The organism is Streptomyces sp. NPDC002520 (genome assembly GCF_053595235.1).
This window is the reverse complement of record NZ_JBSFXG010000039.1, coordinates 52498-66760: the sequence shown is the minus strand read 5'-3', so window position 1 is coordinate 66760 and position 14263 is coordinate 52498. Positions and strand designations below refer to the sequence as shown.

The window sequence follows — 14263 nt, the reverse complement described above, 5'->3', positions numbered from 1 at the left end:
ACATCCGCTCAGGGCGACAGCCGTTCAGAGCGACGGGCCGACGGGCCGACGGGCCGAGCCGCCGCGGCCGGCTCGGGTGCCTCAACGCAGGTTGCCGAAGGCGATCTTCAGGTGACGCGGACCCCGCAGCAGCGGGTTCTCCCGGTACGGCGGCGGGTCCTCGACGAGCCGGGGATCCTCCAGCCTCCGGGCCAGCTCCGTCAGCGCGATCTGGGCCTCCAGCCGGGCCAGCGGGGCACCGAAGCAGCTGTGGACGCCGCTGCCGAAGCCGAGGTGCTCGATGTCCTCGCGGTCCGGGTCGAAGCGGTCGGGGTCCTGGAACCGCTCCGGGTCCCGGTTGCCCGCCGCGAGGACCAGCCAGATCCGCGAGCCCTTGGGGATCGTGACCCCGCGCACCTCGATGTCCGTGATGTTGGTGCGCTGCGGGACGAACTGCACGGGCGGCTCGTACCGCAGGAGCTCCTCCACGATCCTGGTCGACAGCTCCGGGTCCTTGCGCAGCCGCTCCAGGACCTCCGGATGCCGCAGCAGGGTCAGCATGCCGTTGGTGATCAGGTTGACCGTCGTCTCGTGCCCGGCGATCAGCAGCAGCACCGCGGTGGCCAGCACCTCCATCATCGACATGGATCCGTCCGGCCCCTGGCTGTTGGCCAGGTCGGACAGCATGTCGTCGCGCGGCTCCTTGATCCGCTGGTTCACCAGCCCGGACAGATACATGCCGAGCTGCACGCGTGAGTCCTGCACGGCCTTCGAGGCGACCGGGTCCAGCTGCGTCCGGGGGTCGAGGCCGGCGACGATCGGGTCGACCAGCTCACGGAAGTGCGGCTCGTCCTCCCGCGGCACGCCGAGCAGCCGGCAGATCACGGTCACCGGGAAGGGGTAGGAGAACTGGTCCACCAGGTCGATCTCCCGGGCGTCCCCGAAGGCGTCGATCAGCTCGGTGACGATGGCACGCATCTCGCCCTGCATGTCGTACACCCGGCGCGGCTTGTGGGGCGGCCCGAAGGCGCTGTTGGCGATGCGCCGCAGCCGGTCGTGCTCGGGCGGGTCGAGCCGGATGAAGGACGGCGGCAGGCCGGTGTCCTCGGCCTGGGCGAACCGGCCGTTCCCGGCGGCGGCCAGGTTGGTGGCGTCGGAGCTGATCCGCGGGTCGTGGAGCAGGCTCTCGATGTCCCAGTACGAGCTGATGATGTAGGGGCCGTCCTCCTCCTCGTGCAGCACCGGCGTCTTGCGAAGCTCCGCGTACAGCGGATACGGGTTGGCGCGGTTCGCGTAGTCCACGATCTGGCGCGCCAGTGAGGCTTGCGTCATGACAGGTCCTTGAAGCGTCGGGGCACGGACGGCGGTCAGTGGCGGGCCGGGGTGAAGACCATGCGGCGGTCGGCCGGCGAGTAGCCGGTGAGGGTCACGGTGGGACCGTGGGTGGGCAGCGCCGGGTCGGGGAAGTCGGACGAGACCGGACGCCGGCCACCGGGACGGCGGTCCATCGTCGTGTACTCGACCGGGAACGGCGCCCCCCGCTCGATCTCCCGCTGATAGAACTCCAGCCACTTCGTGTTGTCGAAGGTCACCGCGGCCACGACCCGGCCCTGGTGCCCGTAGACGCCGGCGAACCGGCGCTCGTTGAGCGAGCCCTGCGTGATCATCAGTTCCTCGCCCATGGTCGGCACGCCCACCGACTTGATGTTCACCCCGAACTGCGAGGACCAGAACGCCGGCATCCACATGTGCGGGCGCCGTTCGGCGGGCGCGCAGATCATGTTGTGCGCCGCGGTCTCGGCCTGGGACACGGCGTTGCCCCAGTGTTCGAGCGCGAGGAACTGGTAGCCGAACAACGGGTGCGGGGAACGCGCGACATCACCCGCGACGAAGATGTTGTCGGTCACGATGCCCCGGAAGTCGAACGCCCGGCAGCCCGCGTCACAGGCGATGCCGCGCGGACCCGCACCCAGCCCCGACCCGGTCAGCCATTCGGTGTTGCGCTGCGAACCCAGCGAGACGATCACGACATCCGTCTCGACGACACTCGCGTCGGACAGATGGACGGCGCGCACCCTGCCGACCGAGTCGCCCTCCAGCGTCGTCACCGTGACACCGGTGCGCAGGTCCACGCCGTTCTCGATCTGCAGATCGGCGGCGACCGCGCCGACCACGCCGCCGAGCGCGCCCACCAGCGGGGCGCCGGCCCGTTCCGCCACCGTGACGGCGAGCCCCAGCTCCCGGCAGGCCGAGGCGACCTCCGAACCGGCGAACCCGGCCCCGATCACGAACACCCGTCGCGCGCCGGCCCGCAACCGCTCGACCAGGCCGACCGCGTCGTCCCGGGTGCGTAGCACGAAGACGCCGTCGAGCCGTGCCTCCGCCTCGTTCGGCCAGGGCCGGGCGCGCACGCCGGTCGAGATGAGCAGCCGGTCGTACTCGACCTCGTCCCCGTCCGCGAGCCGTACCCGCATGGCCGCCAGGTCCAGGCCGGTCGCCGCGACACCGGTCCGCCACTTCGCGTCGACGTTGCGGCGCTGGGGCAGGTCGGTGCGGTTGGGGGCGGCCTTGCCCAGCAGTACCGCCTTGGAGAACGGCGGCCGGTCGTACGGCTCGTACGGCTCGTCACCGACGAGGGTCAGCGAACCGGTGAAGCCCTCGGCGCGCAGGGTCTCGGCGGCCCGCAGACCGGCCAGCGAGGCGCCGACGATCACGATCCTGCCCTCGCGCCGGAGCCAGTCCATGTAGTCAGCGGGCATCGGACGTCTCCCGTCCGGATTGCGCCGCCCGCCCTTCCACGCCGTCCAGGCCGTCGGCGGTGATCGCCTGCACCGGGCAGGCGGCGACGGCCCGGGCCAGCTGTTCTCGCTGTTCCTCCCGCGCCAGTGGGTTGTAGATCAGCGACTCCTCACCGTGCATGGCGAAGATGTCGGGGGCGAGGAACGCGCACTGGGCGTATCCCTGGCATTTGTTGAGATCCACGACGAGCCTCATCGACGCTGCGCCCTTCCGGTGGCGGGGTCCGGTGCACACCGCCCACTCCCCGTGGGCACTCCCGGACGGCGGTCATCCCCTGTCCGCCAGCATGGAAGGCGCGGCACCGGGCCCGCGCGCATTGGCACGCCGATCGGGTGACCCTCACGCGCCCGTCGCGGAACGTGACGCGTTACGGCGGCTCACCGACAGGATGTGCAGGCTCAGCAGCAGCGACCAGGCCGGGAAGACCAGCTCCGCCCAGGGCACGTTCGACGAGACGAACAGCAGTGTCAGCGCGCAGAGGAAGCCCACGGTCGTCAGCCAGCGCGGGAGTACGCCCAGGCGGTGCCCGATCACCGACATCGACGACACGAAGACGCCCGCCATCCGCATCGCGTACTCGGTCATCATCGAGTACGCGAAATACCGGCCGAAGTACCAGGCGGCCGGCCCCAGGGAGGCACCCGAGGAGCGCCCGGCGTCGAGCGTGGAGGTGGCCGCCGCGGCCGCGCCGAACAGCGTGGCCGTGAAGACCAGCCCGCTGCCGAGGAAGACCGTGGCGAGGAACCGGTCCTCGACCGCACCGACATGGGCCCGCACGGCCCCGACGAACCACAGGAAGAAGATGCCGGCGAACGGGACGAGCGCGAGGGCCGCCCGCACCGCGTCCCGCCGCTCCGGGTTCGTCAGACCTTCAGGGGCGGCCGCCTCGGCCCCCTCGGGAAGACCCAGCCGGATCAGCACGATCGCCGCCGCCAGCAACAGCGCGAACACGACCCCGGCCAGCCCGGCTGCCCACGGAGTCTCCAACGCCTCCTGCCGCGACCCCTTGCCCTGCATACCAGGCCCACCTCCTCCACATCGCCCTGCGCCCAGCAATCCGCGTACCCGCCGCGCGCGCCACCGGGAGGGGGCCGTACGGCCGAGGGGGAGTGCGAGGGAAGGGGAAGCGCCTCCTCCCGGCCCGGCGGCCGGGCGGTCGCGATATTCGCTCGCGCCCCACCCCGCCCCCGCGTACCGTGGCCGACCATGTCCGGGCCCACGTATCCCGCCGTCGAGGAACTCCGCCGCGACCCGCTGCCCCTGCGCGGGCGCACCGCGCTGGTGACCGGTGCCTCCAGACGGGCCGGGATCGGGCATGCGGTGGCCCGCAGGCTGGCCGCGTACGGAGCGAGTGTGTACGTCCATCACCACGTGCCGCACGACATCGCCATGCCCTGGGGCGCGGACAGCCTCGAAGCGGTCGTGGACTCCGTGCGGGAGGCGCTCGGTGATCCCGGGGCGCGGGTCGTCTCGGGCCCCGGAGACCTGTCCGACCCGACGGCACCGGCCCGGCTCGTCGACGACGTGGTGGGGGAGTTCGGCCGGCTCGACATTCTCGTCGCCAACCACGCCCTCAGCGGGTCCGACGGCACCCTGGACGAGATCGACGCCGCGATGCTGGACGCCCACTGGGCGGTGGACACCCGCTCGGTCCTGCTCCTCGTGCAGGCGTACGCCCGCGCCCGGACCGCGCTGCCGGCGGGGACCCCGGGCGGACGGGTCGTGATGATGACCTCCGGGCAGGACATCGCCGGCGGCATGCCCGACGAGATCGCCTACGCCCTCCAGAAGGGCGCGCTCGCCTCGGTCACCCGCTCCCTGTCCACCACCCTCGCGGAGCACGGGATCACCGTGAACACGGTCAACCCCGGGCCCGTGGACACCGGTTACGCCACCGGCGCGGCGCACGCCGCCGTCGCCGCCCGCTCCCCCTCGGGGCGGTGGGGCCGGCCGGACGACCCGGCCCGGCTCATCGCGTGGCTGGCCACCGACGAGGCGGGCTGGGTCACCGGCGAGGTCGTCAACTCCGAGGGCGGCTTCCGCCGTTGAGCGCGCCGAGCGCGCCAGGCCCTCGGGCGGGTCAGAGCCGGGACAGCTCGTCCAGCAGGTCGTCCAGGCCCAGCGAGCCCTGCGACAGGGCCGCCATGTGCCAGGCCTTCAGGTCGAAGGCGTCACCGTGCCGCTCACGCGCCCGTTCCCGGCCCAGCAGCCAGACCCGCTCGCCGAGCTTGTAGCCGATCGCCTGGCCCGGGATCGTCAGATAGCGGGTCAGCTCGCTCTCCACGAAGTCCGCCGGACGGCTGCTGTACGACCCGAAGAACTCCTCGGCCAGCTCCGGCGTCCACCGCTCACCCGGGTGGAACGGCGAGTCCGCCGGGATGGCCAGCTCCAGGTGCATGCCGATGTCGATGATCACCCGGACCGCGCGCATCATCTGGGCGTCCAGGTAGCCGAGCCGCTCCTCGTGGTCGGAGAGGTAGCCCAGCTCGTCCATCAGGCGCTCCGCGTACAGCGCCCAGCCCTCCGCGTTGGAACTCACCATGCCGACCGTGGCCTGGTAGCGGGAGAGGTCCTGGGCCACGTGCGCCCACTGCGCGAGCTGCAGATGGTGCCCGGGCACGCCCTCGTGGTACCAGGTCGACACCAGGTCGTACACCGGGAACCGGGTCTGTCCCATGGTCGGCAGCCAGGTCCGGCCGGGGCGCGAGAAGTCCTCCGACGGAGCCGTGTAGTACGGCGCCGCGGCGCCACCGGGCGGGGCGATGCACGACTCCACCTTCCGCACCCGCTCCGCGAGTTCGAAGTGCGTGCCGTCCAGATCTCCGATGGCCCGGTCCATCAGACCCTGCAGCCATTCCCGGACCTCGTCGACGCCCTCGATGTGCCGGCCGTGCTCGTCCAGGTGCGCGAGCGCCACCCACGGCGACTCGGCACCGGGCAGCACCTTCTCGGCCTCCTTCTTCATCTCGCCGAGCAGGCGGTGGAACTCCGACCAGCCGTACGCGTACGCCTCGTCCAGATCGAGGTCGGTGCCGTTGAAGTAGCGGGACCAGCGCGCGTACCGCTCGCGGCCCACCGTGTTCGGGGCGCCCTCGACGGCCGGCACGTACACGTCCCGCATCCAGTCCCGCAGCTCCCCCACGGCGGCGGTCGCCGCACGGGCCGCGTCGTCCAGCTCGGCGCGCAGCGTGTCCGGGCCGGCGGCGGCGAAGTCCTCGAACCAGCCGCGGCCCGTGCCGTCCGTGTCGGACCACTCGGTGAGCTGCTCGACGAAGGTCGTGGTCGGCCGGGGCGCCGCGTGCAGCTTGCGCTCCAGCCCCAGCTCCAGACACTCCCGGTAGCCGGCGAGCGCGGCCGGCACCGCGCGCAGCCGCTGGGCGACCGCCGCCCAGTCCTCGTCCGTCTGCGTCGGGGTCACGGTGAAGACCTCCCGCACGGCATGCCCCGGCGTGTGCATGTTGCCGACCGCGCGCAGGTGCTCGTCCGCCTCGTGCACCGCGAGTTCGGCGGTCAGCCGCTCCCGCAGCAGCCGCCCGCAGAGACGCTCGACGTCGCTGTCCGCACCGGGCTGCCGTTCGGCCTCGTCGAGCCGCGCCAGCGTGGTCCGGGCCAGCTCCGCGAGGGCCTGCTGACCTTCCGGTGAGTAGTCGGGCAGTCTGCCCGAACTCTCCTTCACCCCGAGGTAGGTGCCGGTGACCGGGTCGAGGGCGATCAGGTCGTCGACGTAGGCGTCGGCGACCTGGCGGGGCAGCAGGGTCTTGGTCTCAGACATGTCGCCCATCCTCGTTCCAGGACCGCACCCGCGTCACCCGTGTCCCACCGATTCAGCTGTGGGCGTGGCCGGGGGCAGCAGCGGTCCGCAGTCCCACTGCTGGAAGATCAACCGGGTCTCCACCCGGGCCACTTCCCGCCGCGACGTGAACCCGTCGAGCACCAGCCGCTGCAGATCGGCCATGTCCGCCACGGCCACATGCACGAGGTAGTCGTCGGGCCCGGTCAGATGGAACACCGTCCGCGACTCCGGCAGCGCCCGGATGCGCTCCACGAACGGCCCCACCAACTCCCGCCGGTGCGGCCTGACCTGCACCGAGAGCAGAGCCTCGAGCCCCCGGCCCAGCTTCGCCGGGTCCAGCCGCAGCTGGTGGCCGAGGATCACGCCCGAGCGGCGCAGCCGGGTTATCCGGTCCAGACAGGTCGACGGCGCCACGCCCACCTGCGCGGCGAGGTCGCGGTACGTGGTCCGGGCGTCGTTCTGCAACAGCCGCAGCAGGTGAAGATCCACCGGATCCAGTACGACGGATTCAGCCATTGGCCGAACGTAGCACGGTGTTCGATTCCGTTCACCCGTCCGCTGTCCACCCTTCGACCATGGACTCAGCGAGCACCGGTGCCTACGACGGCGTACGCACCGCACCGAGAGCACTGGCCACCGAGGCCGTGCACGCCGGCCGCGACGACCTCGCACGCCAGGGCCTGCACGCCCCTCCGATCGACCTGTCGACCACCTACCCCTCGTACGACAGCCGCGCCGAGGCCGCCCGCATCGACGCCTTCGCCACCGACGGCGCCGACCCGGTCGGGCCGCCGGTCTACGGCCGCCTCGGCAATCCGACCGTCGCCCGGTTCGAGACCGCGCTCGCCCGGCTCGAGGGCACCGAGTCCGCCGTCGCGTTCGCCAGCGGCATGGCCGCGCTCAGCGCCGTCCTTCTCGCCCGCTCGGTTGTGGGCCTGCGCCATGTGGTCGCCGTACGGCCCCTGTACGGCTGCAGCGACCATCTGCTGACCGCCGGGCTCCTGGGCACCGAGGTGACCTGGACCGACCCCGCCGGGATCGCCGACGCGCTGCGTCCCGACACCGGTCTGGTGATGGTCGAGACCCCGGCCAACCCCACGCTCGCCGAGGTCGACCTGCGGGCCGTCGCCCACGCCTGCGGCACCGTCCCGCTGCTCGCCGACAACACCTTCGCCACGCCCGTCCTGCAACGCCCGGCCGAGCGGGGCGCCCGGCTGGTGCTGCACAGCGCCACCAAGTACCTCGGCGGCCACGGCGACGTGCTGGCCGGGGTGGTGGCCTGCGACGAGGAGTTCGCGGGCAAGCTGCGCCAGATCCGGTTCGCCACCGGAGGCGTCCTGCATCCGCTGGCCGGCTATCTGCTGCTGCGCGGGCTGTCCACCCTGCCGGTGCGGGTCCGGGCCGCCTCCGCGACGGCCGCCGAACTGGCCCGCCGGCTCGCCGCCGACCCGCGCGTCGCGGAGGTCCGCTACCCGCGCCTGGGCGGCGCCATGGTCGCCTTCGAGGTGCACGGCGACCCGCACGAGGTGATCTCCCGGGTCCGGCTGGTCACCCCGGCGGTCAGCCTCGGCAGCGTGGACACGCTGATCCAGCACCCCGCGTCCATCAGCCACCGCATCGTCGACGCCGACGACCGCCGCGGCGCCGGAGTGAGCGACCGGCTGCTGCGGATGTCGGTCGGCCTCGAGGACGTCGACGACCTGTGGGCGGACCTGGACCAGGCCCTGGGCGCGGCCGTCCGCACCCCCGTACCGCTGCGGGAGGCGGTCAACTGATGCCCGGATCCGCGTGATCGACCCGAGTTCGTACGCGAACGGCCCGGCGGGGCTCCGCCGGGCCGTCGTCCGTCCGTCGCCGGGGTTTCAGTCGCGGTGGGCGGCGTCGCCCGTCCGGCCCGGCAGGGTGCCGTACGGCGGCCGGGAGAGCGCCGGGGCGGCGTCCAGGCGGGCCGTGACGACCAGGGTGCCCTCCTCGACCTGGTAGTCCAGGGGCAGCCCGAGGCCGCGCATCGCCGCGACCATCCCCGTGTTGGAGGACTGCGTCACGGCGTACACGTTCTCGCAGCCCGCCTCCGCCGCCATCGCCACCAGCCGGCCGAGCAGCTTGGAACCGATGCCGCGCCGCTGCCACTCGTCCTCGATCAGCAGAGCGACCTCGGTCTCGTCGCCGTCCCACAGCAGATGCCCCAGGCCGACGACACGGCCCGAGCTGGTCTGCGCGGCCAGCGTGCGGCCGAATCGCGGGCTGAGCAGGTGCTTCAGATAGCGGTCCACGTCGCCGACCGGGCCGTGGTAGCGCATGCCGAGGGTGCGCGGCGAGCAGCGCTCGTGCATCGCCCGCGCGGCCGGCAGCTCACCGGTGTCGACCCGGCGCACCGTGATGTCGTCGCCCTCGGCCAGCGTCAGCACGTCCTGGCCCGTCGGGATCCGGGGACCGAGCCGGGTGTCCAGCTCCACGAGGGCCCGCGCCCGCGCGAACTCGGTCGGCGTGAAAGGCAGATACGGCCGCTCCACGGTCAGCACCCCGCCCTCGGGCGCCCGCAGTCGCATCACGGTGTCCTCGAGCACGCCCTCGACCGGCACCGGCTCCGGCCCGCGACCACCACCGACCGGCCTGGCCGGCAGCGAGCGGATCGTGCACCGGCCCAGCAACTGCCTGAGCGCCAGCGGAAGTTCGGCCGCGTCCAGCGCGGTGCGGGTGGCGAGGCCGAGGACCCGGGTGGGGGCGTCGACCAGGTCGTGGGCGTCGGCCCGCTCGGTCCAGGTGGACGTGCCGCCGGCCAGCGAGACCGCCCGGCTCAGCTCGGCCGCCGTCAGCGTGCCCGGCGCCCGCAGCAGGAACTCGTCCACCGTGCCCTCGGCCAGCGGATGCGTCTGCAGGCTCAGGATGTCCACCCGCTGTTCGGCCAGTGCCGTGCAGAGTGCGGCCAGCGAGCCGGGCTCGTCCCTCACCGTCGTCCGCATCCGCCACAGCGTGCTCGCCGCGGCCACCTCCGACGGGGGCGCGGCGGGCTGCCCGGCCGGCCCGGCGGACCGCGCTGCCGCGGCCCGCCGGGCACCGGTATCCTCGGTCGGCGGTGCGTGTCCGTGGCGCCGTGCCCACCAGACGTGGAAGCCCGCGGTCGCGGTCAGCACGACGGCCGAGATCACCAGCAGCGCGGGGCCGCCGGGGCCGTGTCCGATCAGGTTCGCCACCGCGTCCGCGACCGCGACGGCCGTGAACATCGCGGCGAGCTCGACGAGGTCCCGCCGCCAGTGGTGGACGGGGCGTCCGTGCCTCGCCCGGGTCACATGAGACATGTCCGGAGTCATGCACCCACTGTGAAGGAACGGTGTTGCGTGATCACGAACGGTTTGTGACCGATGGGTAAAGCATGCTTCCGACCCTTTTATTTCACTTTCTACTGTCCCGGTGAGTGACCCGCCGACGTGGTGCGGAGCCTCCCCGCCGGCTCGGGCGGCCACCTCCTCGGCCGGCAGGTCACGCAGCCGTCGGGCCTGAGTGACCAGTCGGGACGAGCCGCTGCGGCGGCCGCCTCAGCCAGATGCGGCACGGTGCCGTCCCGTCCGCCCCAGACCGCTCGGCGCGGTCCGCCGCCACGGCGCAGCGGATTGTTGACGTCGGAGGTGGTCGTGCGCGGTCGACGCGACCTGAGGCGAGGTCAGAAAGCCCGCGAAGAATCGCGGATGGTCCTCGACGCCCGTAAGTGTCGCCCCCCGGGTGGTTTCCAGCCCGAGGAGGCGGCTGTCCGTGTCGGAGCGCGGCGCGGGGGGTCGACGACAGGCCACGGCCTGCAGTGGTCGTTCATGGAAAAACCGTAGAGGCGACCACTGACAGTCGGCCCCGACCTGCGAAAACCTCTACTCGGAAGCGAAGTCGCCGGGCGGGGAGACGTGCCGCGCACCAGGGGATGACGCCGGTGCGCGGCACGCCAACGAGGGTACGGGACCGGACGCCGCGACGGTGACGGGTCCGCCTGCTGGACCCGCCGCGCCGGCCTGCCCGTTTCCTACTGGCCGACCAGTCCCGGCCGCAGCGTCCGCGTGAACAGCACGGAGCCGTCCTGCTCCCGCAGACGAACCGTCAACTCGCCACTGCCGCCGTCGATGTCGACCTCTCCGAAGAACTGGTATCCGCCGGCGGGCGAGACGTTCGACGCGGTCGGCGCCTTCACGAACACCCGCTCCGGACCGAACGTGCCGTCCAGCGCGCTGGCCGGGAACGCACCGGCGTTCAGCGGCCCGGAGACGAACTCCCAGAACGGCTCGAAGTCGGTGAACGCGGCCCGCGACGGCTGGTAGTGCTGGGCGGAGGTGTGGTGCACGTCGGCCGTCAGCCACAGCGTGCCAGTGATCCGGCGGTGCTTGACGAACCGCAGCAGCTCCGCGATCTGCAGCTCTCGCCCGAGCGGGGCGCCCGGGTCGCCCTGGGCCACCGCCTCGAAGTTCGGCCTGTTCTCCATCGGGTCGGGCACGACCAGCCCGATCGGCATGTCCGCGGCGATCACCTTCCACACCGCACGCGAGCGGGACAGCTCCCGCTTCAGCCACTCCAGTTGCTCACGGCCCAGGATGCCCTGCGGGTCGACGGCCTGGTCGTCGGGCGAGTTCGCGTTGCGGTAGGTGCGCATGTCCAGCACGAACACGTCCAGCAGCGGGCCCTGCCGCAGCACGCGGTACACGCGGCCGTCCCGCGCGCCCGGACGCAGCGTGGAGACCGGGAAGTACTCGCTGAACGCCCGCCGGGCGCGCGCCGCCAGCACGTCGATGCTCTTCTCGGTGTACCGGCTGTCGGTGGAGGCGATCACCTCGCCCGGGTACCAGTTGTTGCGGACCTCGTGGTCGTCCCACTGGATGACGGACGGCACCTGGGCGTTGAACCGCCGGAGGTTCTCATCGAGCAGGTTGTACCGGAAGTTGCCCCGGTACTCGGCAAGGGTCTCGGCGACCTTCGCCTTCTCCTCGGTGGTGATGTTCCGCCAGGTGCTGCCGTCCGGCAGCGCCTGCGTCGCGGCGATCGGACCGTCGGCGTAGATGTTGTCGCCGCTGCACAGGAAGAAGTCCGGGTCCAGCTTCGCCATCGCGTCGTAGATCCGGTAGCCGCCCCGGTCGGGGTTGATGCCCCATCCCTGGCCCGCCAGGTCGCCGGACCACAGGAAGCGCACCCCGTCCCGGCGGCGCCGCGATACGGTGCGGAAGGTGCCGGACACGGGCTCGCCGGTGCGCCGCGGGTCGTCCGGGTCGGCCAGCAGCACGCGGTAGTGGATCTGCTCGCCGGACGGCAGCCCGTGCAGCCGGGTGGTGCCGGTGAAGTCGCTGTCCGGGCCCAGCAGCGGGCCCTGCCAGCGGCGCGCGTCGCGGAACGACTCGGTGGCCGACGTCTCCACGATCATCCGGGCCGGCCGGTCCGAACGCACCCACACCAGGCCCGAGTCGGCGCTCACATCGCCCACCTGTACGCCCCAGCCCGCCTCGGGCCGTCCGGAGCGTGCGAACGCCGGCGCCGCGCCGAGGCCCACGGGCAGGGTCAGGGCCGCCGACGCGGCGAGGGAGCCGCGCAGAACGCTGCGACGGCCCGGGAACGGACGGTGTGACATGGCTGTGCCTCCTGGAATGGGATCTGGCCAGTGTGCGGAGCCACACCTACTGGTGCGCGACGGCGCTCATGCGAACCGCGAGTGAACAACGGTGCGTCGCAAGGCGCGTGCACGGGCCTGACCGGCCGTCATACCGGCTGTCGCGTCGACCGTGATACGGCGAGTGGGGGGTGGCGGTCCCGGTGCCGGCGGGACGTTCCAGGAAGTCGTTCTCCGGGCCGCACCGTTCGGGCGGTTCGGCGATGGTGAGCAGGCCCGCAGTGATCCCCGGCCGCGCACCCTCGGAAACGTTCGCGCGGGAAAGGGCTCGTGCGGGGACGTGCTCGTGCTGGGCAGCGCTCGGTCGGCAGAGGTCTGCGGCAGCCCTCAGAGGCAGCCCTATGCGGTGGCCCTCAGCGGCTGCCGTCGAGAATGACGCGGGAGACCAGCGCCGGGTCGTCGTTCATCGGGCAGTGTCCGCAGCCGGGCAGTCGCACCAGCCGGGCGTGCGGGATCATCTGCTTGGCGCGGATCCCCTGGCGGCGCACGAGGAGCCGGTCGCGGGTCCCCCAGGCCACGGTGACCGGCATGCCGGGCAGGTCGTCGGTGAACCGGATGGTGGTGCCCGCCCGGAGCGTCGCGTCGAACCCGGTGGCCCCTGCCAGCGCGAGCGTCTCGGCGACCACGGCGTCGGGTGAACGGCGGGCCGGGCGGCCGTAGATGGTGCTCGTCAGTACGGTGCGGCCGGCCGCCGAGTGGGACAGCCGCTCCACCAGGGGCGCCGGGAGCCACTGGGCGATGCCGCGCATCGTGAGCAGCAGGCCGAAGGCGTACCGCCGCTCGGCCTCGGTCCAGAAGCCGGCGGGGGAGAGGGCCGTGACGGACCGTACGAGCTTCTCGCGGCCCAGTTCCAGGGCCAGGAGGCCGCCCAGCGAGTTGCCGGCCACGTGCGGGCGGTCCAGCTCCAGCGCCTCGAACAGGGCGCCGAGCACGGAGTTCGTCGTGGGCAGGTCGTAGTCGAGGCCGTTGGGCAGCCCCGGGGACGCGCCGAAGCCCGGCAGGTCGACGGCGATGACCTCGCGCTCGGTCGCCAGGATGTCCACCACCGGGTCCCAGGCCTGCCGGTGATGGCCGATGCCGTGCAGCAGGACCAGCGGCTCACCGTGTCCCACGCGCGCGTAGGACACGGTGACGTCCTTCGGGCCGTGCGGACCGGGGACCGGGAAGGAGACGGTGGCGGACATGGAGTGCTCCTCGGGTGGACTGCTGACGGACGCCCTAGACAGCTTGTCAGCAATTACTACCGGCGGGTAGCCCCCATGCGGCCGGATGCCCGCGTACGGGGCTTCGACGGGCCCCCGCGTCGACCCGGCACCGCTCCGGCCTCAACGTGCCCGGCGCACCTCGAAGTTGAAATCCGCGTGCCCGAAGCGCCGCATGAGGGCGAGCCAGAGCGGCACCAGCATCTCCACCGTGCGCGCCGCCTTGATCCCGCCGAGGTCCAGCACCCGGTCCGCCGGCCAGCCGAACTCCCCCAGCAGCTCGGTCACCTGCTGCTTGGCGCCGGCGTCGTCACCGCACACGAAGAGGTTGTGCTCGCCCGGTACCCGCCCCGGATCCACCATCACCAGGCAGTTGACCGTGTTCAACGTCTTCACCACGCGCGCGTGCGGAAAGGCGCGCTGGATCTGCTCGCCCACACTGTCCGATTCCACCGGGGCCAGACGCACCTGATCGCCCTCGAACAGCAGGGGGTTGCTGACGTCCACCACGATCTTGCCGTCCAAATGCTCCTCGCCGGCCGCCCGCAGGGCATCGAGCGCCACCCGGCCGCCCACCGCGGTGAGCACCACGTCACCCGCGGCGGCGGCCTCCGCGAACGTCCCCGCGCGCGAGCGGCCTTCCGTGGCCATGGCCCAGTCCTGCGCGACGGGGTTGTCCTTGGACCGCGAGCCCAGGATCACCTCGTAGCCCAGCTCCACGAGCCTGCCGGCCAAGGTGCGGCCCACCTCGCCCGTGCCCAGCACCGCGTACCGCATCGGTCACCTCCGGATCCAGGCCGCCGGCCACCGGCGGTCCGCGATCATTGTGGTCGGGGCCACCCTGCCGACGCAGCG

At 72.6% G+C, this 14263-nt stretch carries 12 protein-coding genes and 1 pseudogene; 2 read left to right on the top strand and 11 right to left on the bottom strand.

What is annotated here, in order from left to right:
* Positions 1-81: 81 nt before the first annotated feature.
* The 4 genes from ACWD5D_RS36630 to ACWD5D_RS36615 form a co-directional block, all read right to left on the bottom strand.
* The gene (locus ACWD5D_RS36630) at positions 82-1311 is read right to left on the bottom strand and encodes a cytochrome P450 (protein WP_451377117.1); all 1230 of its coding nucleotides are present in this window, start codon (positions 1309-1311) and stop codon (positions 82-84) included.
* Between the two features lie 35 nt (positions 1312-1346).
* Positions 1347-2738 (bottom strand): NAD(P)/FAD-dependent oxidoreductase, encoded by a 1392-nt coding sequence (locus ACWD5D_RS36625; protein WP_451377116.1) that lies wholly within the window; start codon positions 2736-2738, stop codon positions 1347-1349.
* Positions 2728-2973, bottom strand: a complete 246-nt coding sequence (locus ACWD5D_RS36620; RefSeq protein WP_451377115.1) for a ferredoxin — start codon at positions 2971-2973, stop codon at positions 2728-2730. Before ACWD5D_RS36620 ends, ACWD5D_RS36625 begins: the two co-directional genes overlap by 11 nt.
* Before the next feature lie 144 nt (positions 2974-3117).
* A complete protein-coding gene (locus tag ACWD5D_RS36615) occupies positions 3118-3795 on the bottom strand; it encodes a hypothetical protein (RefSeq protein ID WP_451377114.1) in 678 nt (225 codons plus the stop codon).
* Between the two features lie 189 nt (positions 3796-3984).
* Between ACWD5D_RS36615 and ACWD5D_RS36610 the strand changes: the two genes are divergently transcribed.
* On the top strand, positions 3985-4827 hold the full coding sequence (locus ACWD5D_RS36610; protein WP_451377113.1) for an SDR family oxidoreductase: 843 nt from the start codon (positions 3985-3987) through the stop codon (positions 4825-4827).
* Positions 4828-4858: 31 nt separating this feature from the next.
* Here the strand turns inward: ACWD5D_RS36610 and ACWD5D_RS36605 are convergent, their stop codons facing one another.
* Together ACWD5D_RS36605 and ACWD5D_RS36600 are read right to left on the bottom strand one after the other, a co-directional pair.
* The gene (locus ACWD5D_RS36605) at positions 4859-6550 is read right to left on the bottom strand and encodes a DUF885 domain-containing protein (protein WP_451377112.1); all 1692 of its coding nucleotides are present in this window, start codon (positions 6548-6550) and stop codon (positions 4859-4861) included.
* Between the two features lie 33 nt (positions 6551-6583).
* The gene (locus ACWD5D_RS36600; protein ID WP_451377111.1) at positions 6584-7087 is read right to left on the bottom strand and encodes an Lrp/AsnC family transcriptional regulator; all 504 of its coding nucleotides are present in this window, start codon (positions 7085-7087) and stop codon (positions 6584-6586) included.
* A 59-nt stretch (positions 7088-7146) separates the two neighbouring features.
* On the opposite strand from ACWD5D_RS36600, the gene ACWD5D_RS36595 reads away from it, so the two are divergent.
* Positions 7147-8346 carry a trans-sulfuration enzyme family protein gene (locus tag ACWD5D_RS36595; protein WP_451377110.1) on the top strand — a complete coding sequence of 400 codons (1200 nt, stop codon included), beginning with the start codon at positions 7147-7149 and terminating at the stop codon, positions 8344-8346.
* Positions 8347-8433: 87 nt separating this feature from the next.
* Here ACWD5D_RS36595 and ACWD5D_RS36590 read toward each other — a convergent pair whose 3' ends face one another.
* The 5 genes and pseudogenes from ACWD5D_RS36590 to ACWD5D_RS36570 all read right to left on the bottom strand — a co-directional run bounded on the left by ACWD5D_RS36590 (position 8434) and on the right by ACWD5D_RS36570 (position 14185).
* Positions 8434-9882: a GNAT family N-acetyltransferase gene (locus ACWD5D_RS36590; RefSeq protein WP_451377109.1), complete on the bottom strand. Its 1449-nt coding sequence runs from the start codon at positions 9880-9882 to the stop codon at positions 8434-8436.
* A gap of 330 nt (positions 9883-10212) precedes the next feature.
* Positions 10213-10368 (bottom strand): annotated as a pseudogene (locus tag ACWD5D_RS36585) (SWIM zinc finger family protein); the annotation flags it as partial.
* A 212-nt stretch (positions 10369-10580) separates the two neighbouring features.
* Entirely contained in the window at positions 10581-12167 is a 1587-nt protein-coding gene (locus ACWD5D_RS36580) for an alkaline phosphatase D family protein (RefSeq protein ID WP_451377108.1), read from the bottom strand.
* 392 nt (positions 12168-12559) lie between these two features.
* Entirely contained in the window at positions 12560-13390 is an 831-nt protein-coding gene (locus tag ACWD5D_RS36575; protein ID WP_451377107.1) for an alpha/beta fold hydrolase, read from the bottom strand.
* 141 nt (positions 13391-13531) lie between these two features.
* Positions 13532-14185, bottom strand: a complete 654-nt coding sequence (locus ACWD5D_RS36570) for an NADPH-dependent F420 reductase (protein ID WP_451377106.1) — start codon at positions 14183-14185, stop codon at positions 13532-13534.
* Between the last annotated feature and the right edge of the window lie 78 nt (positions 14186-14263).